This window comes from Streptomyces aurantiaciflavus (genome assembly GCF_049808595.1).
Classification (GTDB): domain Bacteria; phylum Actinomycetota; class Actinomycetes; order Streptomycetales; family Streptomycetaceae; genus Streptomyces.
This window is the reverse complement of the sequence record NZ_JBNCAQ010000009.1, coordinates 35,609-47,829: the sequence shown is the minus strand read 5'-3', so window position 1 is coordinate 47,829 and position 12,221 is coordinate 35,609. Positions and strand designations below refer to the sequence as shown.

Sequence of the window (12,221 nt, the reverse complement as noted above, 5' to 3'; positions counted from 1 at the left end):
CACGCCCCTCGGAGCCCCGAGCCCTGAGCGTCCTCAGCCCTCGGTCCCGCGTGGCGACGACGGCGGGCGTGCGCCGCCGAGCAGCAGCACCTCCTCGACCGACGTCTCGTACGGCATGTCACCCCAGGACAGATAGCGATAGCCCGTGGTCAGCCGGGATGCGTTCAGGCCCAGGCAGTCCATCACGTCGTAGTGCTGGGCGTTGGCGAACACATAGCGGCCGTCCTCCCCGTCCTCGGGGTCCAGGGGTATGCCGCGCAAGGCGGACTCCAGTGCCGCGCGGTCCACAGGGCCTGCGGCGAAGGGCAGGAAGGCGTCGGGGTCCACGCCCACCGGCTCGGGGAACTCGTACTCCTCCTCGAGGGCCGGGGCGTTGCCGTTCTCGTCGAGCCCCGGATCGTCGAAGTAGCCGGGGCAGGAGTCGTAGTCGAGCCGGAGCGCGCCGTCCTCGAAGACGAGCATCACGAGCACGTCCGAGTCGAACAGGTACGTCCCCACCGTCGGCGCCCCGAGCAGCTTGCTCAGCGGCGCCGCCAGGTCCGGTGCCGTGGTGTCCGGATCCGGACAGATCACCGTGTGCGCCGGCCCCACCGGCAGCGCGTACCCCCTGATGTCCGCGCCCTCCAGCAACGGCACCACCTCCTCGCACCGCCGCGCCACCAGCACGTTCCCGTAGAAAGTCCCCACCCTCAGTCCTCCACCCTGATCCCCAGCTCCGCCGCCAGCACCGGCGCCAGATCCAGTAGTTGAGCCGTGCTGATCACCGCGCCCGACAGGCGGTCCAGGCCGCCCGCGAGGGCCAGTTCCGTCGCGCCGCGCAGGTCCACGTCCGTGAGTGTCGCCGCGGTGAAGTCGGCCGACTTCAGGGCGCAGTCGACGAACTCGACCCGCTCCAGGCGGGCGCCCCCGAAGTCGGGCTCGACCAGGACGCAGCCCTCGAAGACGACGTCCCGCAGCCGAGCCTGGCGCAGGTTCAGAAAGTCGATCTTGCCGCCGCGGACCAGGACGCGCTCCAGGACGGCGCCGTGCAGCTGGGTCCCGCCCAGGCGGGCGTCGACGATCTCGACGTCCCGCAGGGTCGACTCGGCCAGATCGGTGCCGACGCCTCTGATGCCGGCGAGGACCGAGTCGAGGAGGCGGGCATGGGACAGCCGGGTCCCGTCCAGCGCGCAGCCCGTCAGCGCGCAGTCCATGAAGCGGGCGCCCGCGCCGTCCTGCCCGGCGAGGTCCGTCCCCGCGAACTCCACCGCGTCGTAGTCCCCGTCGGGCTCCACCTCCTCGCCCTCGTACGCCTCCAGCGCCGGCAGCCGCACCTCCGGCCGCCGCGCGCCCTTCACCCTGCTCCCGGCAGGGCCGCCGGACCTGCCCGCCCTGCCGGTGCCGCCGGTCCCACTGGTCCCACCCGTGCCTGTCCTCGCCATGCCCCCATGCTGCACCCCACCACTGACAATCCCGCTGACCTGCGCGAACACCCCCATGTCACAAACCGAGGCCCTCGGCCGGTCCCACTGGCGAAGACAGTCGTCGTCGAAGGAGATCCCCGCCATGCCCCACCCGCACCGCACCACTCTCACCGTCATCGGTGGCGGCTTCGCCGGCCTCACCGCCGCGCTCGCCGCCGCCGAGGCGGGCGCCCGGGTCACCCTCCACGAGGCCCACCACACCCTCGGCGGACGGGCCCGGACGGCGGACGGCCCGTACCGGACGAACGAGGGCCCGCACGCCCTCTACAACGGCGGCCCGCACTGGACCTGGCTCAGGCAGCGCGACCTCATCGGGCCGCTCGCCCCGCTCCCGCCCCTGGAGGCCGCCCGGCTCCGGCTGCGCCACCGGGGCGTGCTGCGCCGCACCCCGCCCTTCGCGATGCTCAAGCTGCTGCGCCCCGGCGCCCGCCGCGCGCCCGTGGACGTCGACTTCCTGACCTGGGCGACCGACCTGGCCGGCGAGGAGGGCGCCCGCGCCGCCGCCCACTACTCCGCCGTCGCCCTCTTCCACCACGACCCCGGCGCCCTGTCAGCCGCCTTCGTACAGGAACGCCTGCGCCGCGCCACCAAGCTGCCGCCGGAGGCGCACTACCCGCGCGGCGGCTGGGGTGCCCTCGTCGACCGGATGGCGGCGCGGGCATGGAACCTGGGCGTCCGGATGGAGACCCTGTCCCGCGTCGACACGCTCCCCACCGACACCCCCGTCATCGTCGCCACCTCCCTCGACGCCGCCCGCCGTCTGCTGAAGGACGACTCACTGACCTGGCCGAGCGGCCGTACGACCCTGATCGACCTGGCCGTCCGCGGCCTCCCCCGCTCTCGGCTTCGCTCGATCGGGGGGATCCCCACCAGTGACGCCTTCGCCGTCTCCGACCTGGACGCCCCCGGCTGGCTCGAACGGTTCACCGCGCAGGACCGCACGCTCGCCCCGGCCGGCGAGCAGCTGATCCAGGGCCAGATCCCGATCGCGCCGCACGAGTCGAAGGCCGAGGGCGTCGCCCGCGCCGAACAGCTCCTCGACCTGGGCTTCCCCGGCTGGCGCGAGCGCGTCACCTGGCGGCGCGAGGCCGTCGCGGCGGGCCGTACGGGCGCGGTCGACCTGCCCGGCACGAGCTGGCGGGACCGCCCGGCCGTGGACCGCGGCGACGGCGTGTACCTGGCCGGCGACCAGGTGGCCGCGCCCGGGGTGCTCTCGGAGGTCTCCTTCAACAGCGCCCTGACGGCCGTGTCCCTCGCCCTCGGCCGGAACGCCCTTGACCTCAAGCGCGCTTGAGGTCGCAGGGTGGGGTCACTGAAGCCACGGGACACATCTGGGGGGACCCGCCATGCACGCCGTCCGTCTGCACGCCTTCGGCCCGGCCGAGAACCTCGTCCACGAGGAGGTCGAGGACCCGCGGCCGGCCCCCGGCCAGGTCCGTGTCGCCGTCGAGGCCGCCGGGGTGCACCTGCTGGACACCGCCCTGCGCGAGGGGATGCGGGGCCCGCTGCCCGAGCTGCCCGTCCTGCCGACCGTCCCCGGCCGCGAGGTCGCCGGCGTCGTCGAGTCCCTCGGCGAGGGCGTCGACGAGGCCTGGCTCGGCAAGCGGGTCGTCGCCCACCTCGGCTTCGCCCCGGGCGGCTACGCCGAACTGGCCGTCACCGACGTCGCCCGCGTCCACGAGATCCCGCCGAACCTCGACGCCGCCCAGGCCGTCGCCATGATCGGCACGGGCCGTACGGCGATGGGGATCGTGCAGTTCGCCGAGCTGGGCCCCGACTCCGTGGTGCTCGTCCCGGCCGCCGCGGGCGGCATCGGCACGCTGCTCGTGCAGTACGCCAAGAACGCGGGCGCCACCGTCGTCGGTCTGGCGGGCGGCCCGGAGAAGGTGGCGCGCGTGCGGGCGAACGGCGCCGACCTCGCCGTCGACTACACGGAACCGTCCTGGCCGCAGAAGGTCCGCGCCCACCTCGGTGGCCGGCCGGCCACCGTCGTCTTCGACGGCGTCGGCGGCGACGTCGCCCGCGAGACCACCGCCCTGCTCGGCCCGGGCGGCCGGCACATCGTCTTCGGCTGGTCGGGCGAGGGCCTGCACGACGGCAGCGCCTACCTCGTCGAGGGCGTCTCCGAGCAGGTCCTGGGTCCGGTGATGATGCGGAAGGCGGGCGGCGACAACCCCATCCGCACGCTGGAACTGCGCGCCCTCGCCGAGGCCGCCGCCGGCCGTCTCACCCCGGCCGTACAGCGCTTCCCGCTGACCGAGGCGGCCGCCGCCCACCGGGCGCTGGAGACACGCGGAACGACCGGCAAGGTGGTCCTGGAGCCCTGACGGACCATGACCGGTCGCCCACGGACCGGGATGCAGGCCCGCCGGTTTCATGGCCTTCCGGCCGGATGGGCGAAGGGGGCGGAGGAACCCCCGGCGGGACCCGCCCCCGCCGCAGATGGAGCCCTGCCTTCATCGCCCTCGCCCAGCTCATGGTCGTCCTCGACTCCAGGGTCGTGGACATCGCGCTGCCCTCCGCGCAGCGCGAGCTGGGCATGTCGGACGGCAACCGCCGATGGGCGATCACGGCCTGCACGGCCTACTCACCGGCCTTCGGCGGCCTGCTCCTGCTCGGCGGCCGGATCGCCGACCTGGTGGGCCGCTGACGCGCCGTCGTCATCGCCGCCCGAGCCTCAGTGCCGGCCGGCCACCCGGTCCGCGATCCGTGCCAGCCGGGACGACCCGGCGCTGTGGGTCTCGGTCTCGCGCCGGTCGGCGGTCCGATAGGTCGCGTACATGCCCTGCACGCCCAGCCAGCGCAGCGGCTCCGGCTCCCACCTGCGGACCTTGTGGCCGACCCACGGCAGCACGGTCAGCTCGGTGTTCCCGCCCTGCCCGGAGTCCAGCCGGACGAGGTCGCACAGCGTGCGGCCGGCCAGATTGGCGGTGGCGACGCCGGAGCCGACGTAACCGCCCGCCCAGCCGAGGCCCGTGGCCCGGTCCAGGGTGACCGTGGCGCACCAGTCGCGCGGCACGCCCAGCACCCCGGACCAGGCGTGCTCGACGCGCACCCCGGCGAGCGCGGGGAAGAACCCGACCAGGATCTCGCGCAGCGCCTCGACGGTCTCGGGCTGCGTGCGCCCGTCGTTGTCCGTGCGCGAGCCGAAGCGGTACGGCACCCCGCGCCCGCCGAGCGCGATCCGCCCGTCGGCGGTGCGCTGGGCGTACATGTAGGCGTGCGCCATGTCGCCGAGCGCCTCCCGGCCCTCCCAGCCGACGGCCGCCCACTGCTCGTCCGTGAGCGGCTCGGTGGCGATCATCGAGGAGTTCATGGGCAGCCAGGTCCGCCTCTCGCCCTTCAGCGCGGCCGTGAACCCCTCGGTGCAGCGCAGCACGTACGGCGCCCGCACGGTCCCGTACGGCGTCACGGCCCGCCCGACGAGGATCTCCGTCACCGGGGTCGACTCGTACACGTCCACCCCCAGGGCCTCGACGACCGCCGCCAGCCCCTTCAGCAGCTTCACGGGGTGCACGCGCGCCCCGTGCGGGGTCCAGCTCGACCCGACGGCCCCCGCCACCCGGATCCGCGCGGCGGTCTCCCGGGCCCCGTACAGCTCGCGGTCCTTCTCCCCGTACGCCAGCTCGTGCGCGTGGAAGTCCTTCAGCCGGGCCAACTGGGCGGGTGTACGGGCGACTTCGAGGACCCCGCCCTGGTGGACGTCGGCTTCGATGCCCTCGGCCCGCGTCACCCGCACGACCTCGTCGACCGTCTCGTTCATCGCCCGCTGCAGCCGTACGGCGGCCTCCCGGCCGTGCAGCCCGGCGTAGCGGTCGCGGCCCGCGATGCCGTTGTACAGCCAGCCGCCGTTGCGCCCGGAGGCACCGTATCCGCAGAACCTCTGCTCCAGGATGGTGATCCGCAGGGAGGGCGCGGCCTTCTTCAGGTAGTACGCGGTCCACAGGCCCGTGTAGCCGCCGCCGACGATCACGACGTCCGCGGAGGCGTCACCGGCGAGCGGCTCCCGAACCGCCGGGAGGCCGTCGTCCGCGTACCAGTAGGAGATCCCGCCGTTGACGACACCGTTCACGGCACCGTTTGCCGAGCTGTTCATGGCCGGACGCTAACCCGGTGGGACGGGTGCTGTCTCCTTCGGATTTCGTCGTTCTTTCCGCCCTTGCACGCCCCTGACCAGCGGGTAACAGCCCAGCCCGATCAGCACGGACACGAAGTGCCCGACGTCGGTGAAGGTCGGCCCGGCCGTCAGCGGCCACACGTACACCGCCAGCACGGCCGCCAGATACGCGTACCGCCAGGGCGTCCGGATCCGGTACGTCAGCACCGCGACCACCCCGGCCAGCGCGTAACTCACCCCGAAGTCCAGCGTGTCGACCGCCGACCACGGCGCGATCCCGTCATGGATGGCCTTCGCCAGCGCCCCCTCGCTGACCAGCGTCGCCAGCACATGCGCCGCCACGCACACCACCAGCCACCGCGCGGTCCCCAGCCAGCGCTCGGCCTGCGCGTGGAAGACGGAGTACAGCACCGCGTACGGCACCCAGTAGCCGCCGTCGATCCACATCGCGCTCGCGACGAGCGCCCGCACCGGGTGCTGCGACAGCTCGTGCAGATTGGTGGACCGCTGCCGCAGGAACTCCCGCTCGAACTCCGGCGACATGTGGTGCAGGGCGACGGTGGTGACGAACAGGACGCCCAGCCACACATAGGTGCCGGGGGCGCTGCGGACGTACGCCCACACCGCGCGCGGGACCCGGGTAAATCGCATGAGCCGATTCACGCACGCCAGTATCGTCCCCGGCGTGATCGACATTCCGGGCGGGCTGGCGGCGGCGCAGGCACGGGCCAACGGTGCGGCGGGGCGGGCGTTCATCGCCGCGCTGCCGGGGCTCGCGGCGGAGTTCCTGCGGCGCTGGGAGCTGCGGATCGACGGGCCCTCGATGCACGGCGTGAGCGCGCTCGTCCTGCCGGTCACCGCCGCCGACGGGACCCGGGCCGTGCTGAAGCTGCAACTCCTGGACGAGGAGAGCGCGGGCGAGCCGGTCGCCCTGCGGCTCTGGGACGGCGACCCTGCCGTACGGCTGCTGCGGCACGACGCGGCGACGGGCACGATGCTCCTCGAACGCCTCGATCCGGCGCGCATGCTCTCCCACGTCCCGGACACCCATGAGGCGGTCCTGGTCATCGCCCGTCTCCTGGCCCGTCTGACGGCCGTCCCGGCCCCGCCGGGCCTGCGGCGGCTCGACGACATCGCACGAGCCATGCTCGACGACACTCCCCGGGCGCTGGAGCGCGTCGCGGACCCGGCCGACCGCCGGCTGATCGCCGACTGCGCGGCCGCCGTCCGTGAGGTGGTGGACGAGAGCGGCGACCGCCTCCTGCACTGGGACCTGCACTTCGAGAACGTCCTCGCCGCCGACCGCGCCCCCTGGCTCGCCATCGACCCCAAGCCGCTCGCCGGCGACCCCGGCTTCGAGCTCTGGCCCGCGCTGGACAACCGCTTCGACCCGGCCGACGTCGACTGGCGCTTCGACGCGATGACCGAGGTGCTGGGGCTGGACCGGGAGCGGGCCCGCGCCTGGACGCTCGGCCGGGTGCTGCAGAACGCCCTGTGGGAGATCGAGGACGGCGGCCCGCCGCCGGCGGACGACCTACGGATCGCCCGCCGCCTGCGCGACCGCTGACCCACCGGCTCCGCTCCGTCAGCTCCGCCGCCTGCCCGACCGCTGACCTACCGGCTCCGCTCCCTCAGCTCCGCCGCCTGCCGGGCCTGCTTCTCCCGGTCGCCGAGCGGCAGGTAGGAGAAGCGCGGGCACAGCGTGTGCGCCGGATCCCCGGGGACCGGCGTACGCATCAGGGCGACGGCCCGGTGGCGCAGCTCGTGCATGGTGTGCACGGCCCGCGGCAGCGCCTCCGGCTCGCCCGAGAACGCGCGGTACAGGCCGTCGACGAGCCCGGAGTACGCCAGGTCGAACTCGATCAGCGCGGCGTCCTCCGGTCCGTCCGCCCGGTCGCCGTTGCGCGGCACGTGCAGCGTCGGGTGGACGGCGCCGTAGTCGACCAGCAGCAGGGCGCCCTCGGGCTCCTCGTGGGCCAGTTGGCCGGTGCGGAAGCGGCGGCCGGTCCGCAGCTCGCGGAAGCGGGCGTAGTGGGAGTACATCTGCCAGCCGGAGCGGAGCCTGTCCTCGGTGGTGACCTTCTTGGCCTCCTGCTCCAGGTGTTCCGGGGGCAGTCCCTCCCCCTCGTCGACGATCGTCCTGACCGCCTGCAGCGCGGAGGCCCGGTCGCGTACCTCCACGACATGGCCGGCGCCGCCGTAGTACTGGGTGTCCGGCACCTGGTTGCGGTGCTGGAAGGCCGAGTCGGGGCAGATCGCGGGGTCCTTCAGGGCCAGGACGACCGCGCCGTAGAACTCGCCGATGGTGCGGTAGCCGCACGCGCCGGCCGCGATCTCGTCGACGTCGGCCGCGCCGTGCAGCGGGTGCTCGATGCGGATGAATCCGTCCACGGCCCGCGGGGAGAACGGCAGCAGCCCGAGCGTGCCGATGCCGGAGATCAGGGGGCTGTCCAGCGGGTAGTCGGGGATCGGGCCGAGCCCCTCGTGGCCCTGGAAGGTGACGGGTTCGACGCTCGGCACCTCCCCCAGGGCGTTGAGGACGTTCGCCGCGAGGGTCATGTGGAGCATCTCCTCCATGACCACGCTGCGGATCGTCTGCGCCGCTTCGGTGTTGCGGCCCTCCTCGATGGAGTAGAGGGCGGTCAGGTAGACGGGGATGGTGCTGAGCTCCACGCCGATGGCCAGCTGCAGGGCGGCCCTGAGGTCCGTGAGCGTGGAGATCGGGGTGGGCTGGGTCACCGGCCCGCTCCCTTCAGTTCCTGGGCGATCCGGTCGCCGGTGCGGATGGCCAGCGCGGTCATGGTGAGCGTCGGGTTGGAGGTGCCCAGCGTCGGCATGCTGCCGCAGCCGACGACGTAGAGGTTGTCCAGGTCGTGGCTGTGCTGGTGGCTGTCGACGACGGAGGACCTCGGGTCGTCGCCCATCCGGTGCGTGCCGGCGACATGGCCCGCGCCGCGCACCCAGTACGTCACGCCCTCGTACTCCACGGCCGAGGCGTCGTGCGGGTCGTAGTGCGTGTAGTCGCCGGGCTCGTAGATCGGGCGCCGCTGCGTCTCGTCGACGCCGAGCCGCCGGAAGAACTGCTTGCCGGCCTCCGCCGCCCAGGGCAGGGAGGCGCGCACGTACTCGGAGAGGTCGTAGTGCAGGACCGGGCGGTGCTTGCCCAGCGCGTCCCGGTAGCGGTCGTCGACGGTGACCCGGTTGGTGGGCTGCGGGTCCTGTTCCAGCTCCCAGGCGAGCCGGAACTGCCGGGGCAGGATCTCGCCGAGCCTGTCGCGCAGCTCCTTGCCGTAGAGCCGCGCCCTGCCGTCCCGGCCGCCGCCGACCAGGTCGTGGACGGTGTCGTACGGCGCGTTCTCGGGGAAGTTCCAGCCCCAGTTGCCGATCTCGACGCGGAAGGCGGTGCGTTCCCCGCGGAAGGGGCCGTCGCGGAAAACGGGGATGCCGGAGGTGGAGCCCGGCCCGCGGAACGCGCCGGCGTTCTCCTGGAGCAGCCCCCAGGTGAGCAGCAGCGGATGGTCCATCAGGTTGCGGCCGACCTGGTCGCTGTTGTTGGCGGCGCCCGAGGCGAGCAACAGGGTGGCGTTCTCGACGGCGTTGGCGGCGAGGACGTACGTCCCGGCGGTCACCGTGTGCTCCGACGGCGTGTTGCCGTCGTCGTAGTACGTCTTGTACCGCAGCCCGGTGACCGTCCCGGTCTCGCCCGGCCGCTGGGTGTGCAGCACCTGCGTGACGACGCACTGGCTGCGTACGGCGATCCGCGCCCTGACCTGCTCGCCCTGCCCCGGCTCCCGGTCGGGGTAACGGACGATCAGCTCGTACAGGGTCTTCAGCGCGCTGTACTTGGCCTGGGCGGGGCAGATCGGGATGCAGCTGGAGTTGCCCTCGCAGCGCTGCCCCCGGTCGGCGTTGCCGACCGCGCCGACGACCTCGTACGTCGGTGTGGTCGGGGTGGAGTTGCGGGCGGACGGGGTGTTGCTGATCCGGACCGTGAAGTCGTGGACGGTGCCGTCCCTGCCCTTCAGACCGATCGTCATGCCGTCGGCCAGCTTGGCCAGGTACTGGTCGAGATAGCTGGAGGGGACGCGCTCCATGGGGAAGCTGTAGACCCCGCCGGGGAACCGCACGGTGTCGGCGGCCTCGAAGAACTCCGCGGGGTTGTCGACGAAGCCGGGGTAGCACTGGTCGGCGACGTCCGCCGCGACGCCGATGACGTCCCACTCGGCCCGCTCGTAGTACGGCTTCAGCTCCTCGTAGGTCAGCGGCCAGTCCACGCCCCGTCTGTAGGTCGAGTACATCCGGAAGTCGTGGGGCAGCATGCGCAGGCAGGTGCCCAGCCAGTGCAGGGTGGTGCCGCCGAGGGAGCGGGCGTAGTCGCTGCCGAAGGGCAGGGGCCCCATCTGGACGAAGTACCCCTGGTCGGCGGGCATCCTGGTGTGCCGCCCCTCCATGACCGGCCTGCGGATGTCCAGCACGTCCGGCTGCGGCGCCGAACCGCTCGCCGGATAGGGCGAGTTGGGGACCTTGACCAGCGCCTCCTGGTAGGCCTGCACATAGGTGTCGTACTTGTCGGCGCTCATCGCCGTGGCCCGGCCGGCCTCCAGGATCAGGATGCGCGGATGCCGGGCCGGGTACTCGGCCGCGGCCTTCTCCACGACCGTCTTGGCGACCGTGGCCGCGGCGATGCCCCCGCCGACGATCACCAGGTCGAAGTGCTCGTTGCTCATGGCGCCTCCTCGGGCTCAGAGGGTCGAAGGCAGGTAGGGGGGCTCGGCCCACGAGCCGAAGCCGGGCGGCTTGGCGCCCATCGGGTGGGCGCCGGCGGCGGCCCAGACGAGGCCCTCGCGGTAGCCCCGGGCGGACACGACGTGCTCGACGTCGTCCGCGGTCGAGCCGTTGACGTCGCGGTGCCGGCCGGAGAGCGGGTACCAGCTGCCGAGGTACCAGAGCTTGATCAGGCTGACCACGACCGGCCCGAAGCGCGGGCTGTCGATCAGCTCCGCCTCCAGGGCCTCACGTCCGCCGTGCCTGCGGTCCGTCTCCAGGGCCTCCGCGGCGGCCCGCAGCAGCTGCCCGGCCTCCCGCTCACCGACGATCCGCAGCAGGGTGTCGTAGTACGTGCCGATCAGGCCGGTGCCGGCCAGCTCGGCCCGGTCGAAGCCGGTGAGGGCGACGGAGAGATCGGTGAAGATCTGCTGGGGCGTGGGGGGTGAGGTCCCGTTGGGCATGCGAGTGCTCCCGTGCGGTAGGCGGTGGGCGTCCGGCGGTACGCAGCTGGCGATACGCGGCAGGCGAAAGTAAGCAGGCGCCACGACATGCGTGCACGCGCCGCACGGCGAGACCGGCGCAAGCCCCGGGCACTTCACCCGGCCGGAGGAGAGAACACGGGCGGCAAACCCGCCGTCCGGGCGGAGTCCGGCGAACACCCGCCCGGAAACAGAACCCCCCGCCGCACAGACGAACGACGGGCGGAACCCGGAAGAGAAGAAGAGTTCCCTGCCGGACTGGAACCGACGACCGCCGCAGAGGCGGCGCGCGCTCGCGCCGTGCGCGGGCCTTGATGACGTAGGGAAAGTCTTATCCCGCTGGGATGGGGTCTCGTCGTCTTGGCTGCGCTACGCCGCTGCGTGGCTAGTGCTGTGACCGGGAAGGTCTGCCGGGTTGCTCGTTGTGCTGGTCGGATGTGACGACTTCGACTGGCATGGGGAGACGGTATGGCGTTACCGGTCAGGGTCCGCGGGCTGACCGAGCAGGAGGGGCAGAAGCTGCAGCACATCGTTCGGCGGGGCAGCACGCCCGCATCCGCAGTGAGCGTCAGCAGCGTTGGGGCCGCCCACGTCCCGAAGCGGCGTGATCATGCGGGGAGGCACTCCAGTCGATGCCTGAGGTCACTCATCTCATTTCGCCAACCGGAAGTGCACGATGGCGATGGTGTCGGTCGGCTCGATCTGGGGGTAGTGAAACCGCAGTCTGTCGTGAAGCTCGGCGAGATTACGGAAGCCGTCCGCTCGGGCGTCCGACTCGCTCAGCTGGGCAATCGTCTTAGCAGTGACCTGCGTGACGACACCCGGTAGTGCCACCTCGTCGTCCAACTCGAACACCAGCATCACCGGGCCCGTCTCCACCGGGTCACGGAAACGTACCGTGGTCGTCTTCTGTTCGGCGCGTACTGCATCGAGATAGTCAGGATGGAAGTACAGGGTTTGAGTCGCCGTTGAGTGCTGCCAGGAAGTGCTGTCGTCCATTCGGCGCACCCTAATGGAACGAGCAAACCCTCCGTGTCACACAATCCGGTGGATGCCCCGGGCCCCGGGCCCCGGGCCGGCGAACGTTTCCGGTCACAGCACTAGCCAGGCGCCTGGCCGTGCTCGAGGTACACAGGGGAGCTCTGTGCTCGGGCCTCAATGGCAGCAAGGATGCGGCGGGCCAGCCGTGAGATTCTGCGATCTGCGATCTCGCTCGGCGCCACGAATGTGATGCCCTTCAGCTCCTCGGCCTGCGGTCGGATGTCGGCCACTGTCTCCGAGTCCAGCTCGCCGCCGTCGAACAGGTACAGCACTTTGTCGCTCTCGGTGGCTCTCGGTGGCGTTGGGTGCCCAGTCGACGGCCAGGAGGCGGCCGAGCTTCGGCGTGATGCCGAG

Annotated in this window: 12 protein-coding genes and 1 pseudogene; 4 read left to right on the top strand and 9 right to left on the bottom strand. The window is 72.5% G+C overall.

What is annotated here, in order from left to right; translation table 11 throughout:
* Positions 1-33: 33 nt before the first annotated feature.
* Both ACPT94_RS12400 and ACPT94_RS12395 read right to left on the bottom strand, forming a co-directional pair.
* On the bottom strand, positions 34-687 hold the full coding sequence (locus ACPT94_RS12400) for a hypothetical protein (protein ID WP_425245829.1): 654 nt from the start codon (positions 685-687) through the stop codon (positions 34-36).
* A 2-nt stretch (positions 688-689) separates the two neighbouring features.
* A complete protein-coding gene (locus ACPT94_RS12395) occupies positions 690-1,421 on the bottom strand; it encodes a pentapeptide repeat-containing protein (RefSeq protein WP_425245828.1) in 732 nt (243 codons plus the stop codon).
* 124 nt (positions 1,422-1,545) lie between these two features.
* Between ACPT94_RS12395 and ACPT94_RS12390 the strand changes: the two genes are divergently transcribed.
* The 3 genes and pseudogenes from ACPT94_RS12390 to ACPT94_RS12380 all read left to right on the top strand — a co-directional run.
* Positions 1,546-2,757 carry an NAD(P)-binding protein gene (locus tag ACPT94_RS12390; protein ID WP_360334126.1) on the top strand — a complete coding sequence of 404 codons (1,212 nt, stop codon included), beginning with the start codon at positions 1,546-1,548 and terminating at the stop codon, positions 2,755-2,757.
* 52 nt (positions 2,758-2,809) lie between these two features.
* Positions 2,810-3,790, top strand: a complete 981-nt coding sequence (locus ACPT94_RS12385) for a zinc-binding dehydrogenase (protein WP_360334123.1) — start codon at positions 2,810-2,812, stop codon at positions 3,788-3,790.
* 65 nt (positions 3,791-3,855) lie between these two features.
* A pseudogene (locus ACPT94_RS12380) lies at positions 3,856-4,110 on the top strand (MFS transporter); the annotation flags it as partial.
* A 30-nt stretch (positions 4,111-4,140) separates the two neighbouring features.
* Here ACPT94_RS12380 and ACPT94_RS12375 read toward each other — a convergent pair.
* Both ACPT94_RS12375 and ACPT94_RS12370 read right to left on the bottom strand, forming a co-directional pair.
* Positions 4,141-5,559 (bottom strand): NAD(P)/FAD-dependent oxidoreductase, encoded by a 1,419-nt coding sequence (locus ACPT94_RS12375; RefSeq protein ID WP_425245827.1) that lies wholly within the window; start codon positions 5,557-5,559, stop codon positions 4,141-4,143.
* A gap of 9 nt (positions 5,560-5,568) precedes the next feature.
* Positions 5,569-6,231, bottom strand: coding sequence for a rhomboid-like protein (locus tag ACPT94_RS12370; RefSeq protein WP_425245826.1), 663 nt, complete (start codon positions 6,229-6,231; stop codon positions 5,569-5,571).
* On the opposite strand from ACPT94_RS12370, the gene ACPT94_RS12365 reads away from it, so the two are divergent.
* A complete protein-coding gene (locus tag ACPT94_RS12365; protein ID WP_425245825.1) occupies positions 6,230-7,147 on the top strand; it encodes an aminoglycoside phosphotransferase family protein in 918 nt (305 codons plus the stop codon). The two genes, ACPT94_RS12370 and ACPT94_RS12365, sit on opposite strands and share 2 nt — an antisense overlap.
* A 47-nt stretch (positions 7,148-7,194) precedes the next feature.
* On the opposite strand, the gene ACPT94_RS12360 is transcribed toward ACPT94_RS12365, so the two are convergent.
* The 5 genes from ACPT94_RS12360 to ACPT94_RS12340 all read right to left on the bottom strand — a co-directional run bounded on the left by ACPT94_RS12360 (position 7,195) and on the right by ACPT94_RS12340 (position 12,139).
* Positions 7,195-8,319: a ferritin-like domain-containing protein gene (locus ACPT94_RS12360; protein WP_360334114.1), complete on the bottom strand. Its 1,125-nt coding sequence runs from the start codon at positions 8,317-8,319 to the stop codon at positions 7,195-7,197.
* Positions 8,316-10,307: a GMC family oxidoreductase gene (locus ACPT94_RS12355; protein ID WP_425245824.1), complete on the bottom strand. Its 1,992-nt coding sequence runs from the start codon at positions 10,305-10,307 to the stop codon at positions 8,316-8,318. The genes ACPT94_RS12360 and ACPT94_RS12355 overlap by 4 nt, the downstream gene beginning before the upstream one ends.
* 15 nt (positions 10,308-10,322) lie before the next feature.
* Positions 10,323-10,808 (bottom strand): hypothetical protein, encoded by a 486-nt coding sequence (locus ACPT94_RS12350; RefSeq protein WP_360334109.1) that lies wholly within the window; start codon positions 10,806-10,808, stop codon positions 10,323-10,325.
* A gap of 669 nt (positions 10,809-11,477) precedes the next feature.
* Positions 11,478-11,825 (bottom strand): ASCH domain-containing protein, encoded by a 348-nt coding sequence (locus ACPT94_RS12345; protein WP_360334106.1) that lies wholly within the window; start codon positions 11,823-11,825, stop codon positions 11,478-11,480.
* Positions 11,826-11,926: 101 nt separating this feature from the next.
* Positions 11,927-12,139 carry an NUDIX hydrolase gene (locus ACPT94_RS12340; RefSeq protein ID WP_360334742.1) on the bottom strand — a complete coding sequence of 71 codons (213 nt, stop codon included), beginning with the start codon at positions 12,137-12,139 and terminating at the stop codon, positions 11,927-11,929.
* Positions 12,140-12,221 lie beyond the last annotated feature (82 nt).

Coding starts and splice junctions, on each gene's coding strand:
- ACPT94_RS12355 (WP_425245824.1), bottom strand. CDS start 10,307: ATGAGCAACGAGCACTTCGACCTGGTGATCGTCGGCGGGGGCATCGCC.
- ACPT94_RS12390 (WP_360334126.1), top strand. CDS start 1,546: ATGCCCCACCCGCACCGCACCACTCTCACCGTCATCGGTGGCGGCTTC.
- ACPT94_RS12375 (WP_425245827.1), bottom strand. CDS start 5,559: ATGAACAGCTCGGCAAACGGTGCCGTGAACGGTGTCGTCAACGGCGGG.
- ACPT94_RS12365 (WP_425245825.1), top strand. CDS start 6,230: ATGAGCCGATTCACGCACGCCAGTATCGTCCCCGGCGTGATCGACATT.
- ACPT94_RS12395 (WP_425245828.1), bottom strand. CDS start 1,421: ATGGCGAGGACAGGCACGGGTGGGACCAGTGGGACCGGCGGCACCGGC.
- ACPT94_RS12345 (WP_360334106.1), bottom strand. CDS start 11,825: ATGGACGACAGCACTTCCTGGCAGCACTCAACGGCGACTCAAACCCTG.
- ACPT94_RS12385 (WP_360334123.1), top strand. CDS start 2,810: ATGCACGCCGTCCGTCTGCACGCCTTCGGCCCGGCCGAGAACCTCGTC.
- ACPT94_RS12370 (WP_425245826.1), bottom strand. CDS start 6,231: ATGCGATTTACCCGGGTCCCGCGCGCGGTGTGGGCGTACGTCCGCAGC.
- ACPT94_RS12350 (WP_360334109.1), bottom strand. CDS start 10,808: ATGCCCAACGGGACCTCACCCCCCACGCCCCAGCAGATCTTCACCGAT.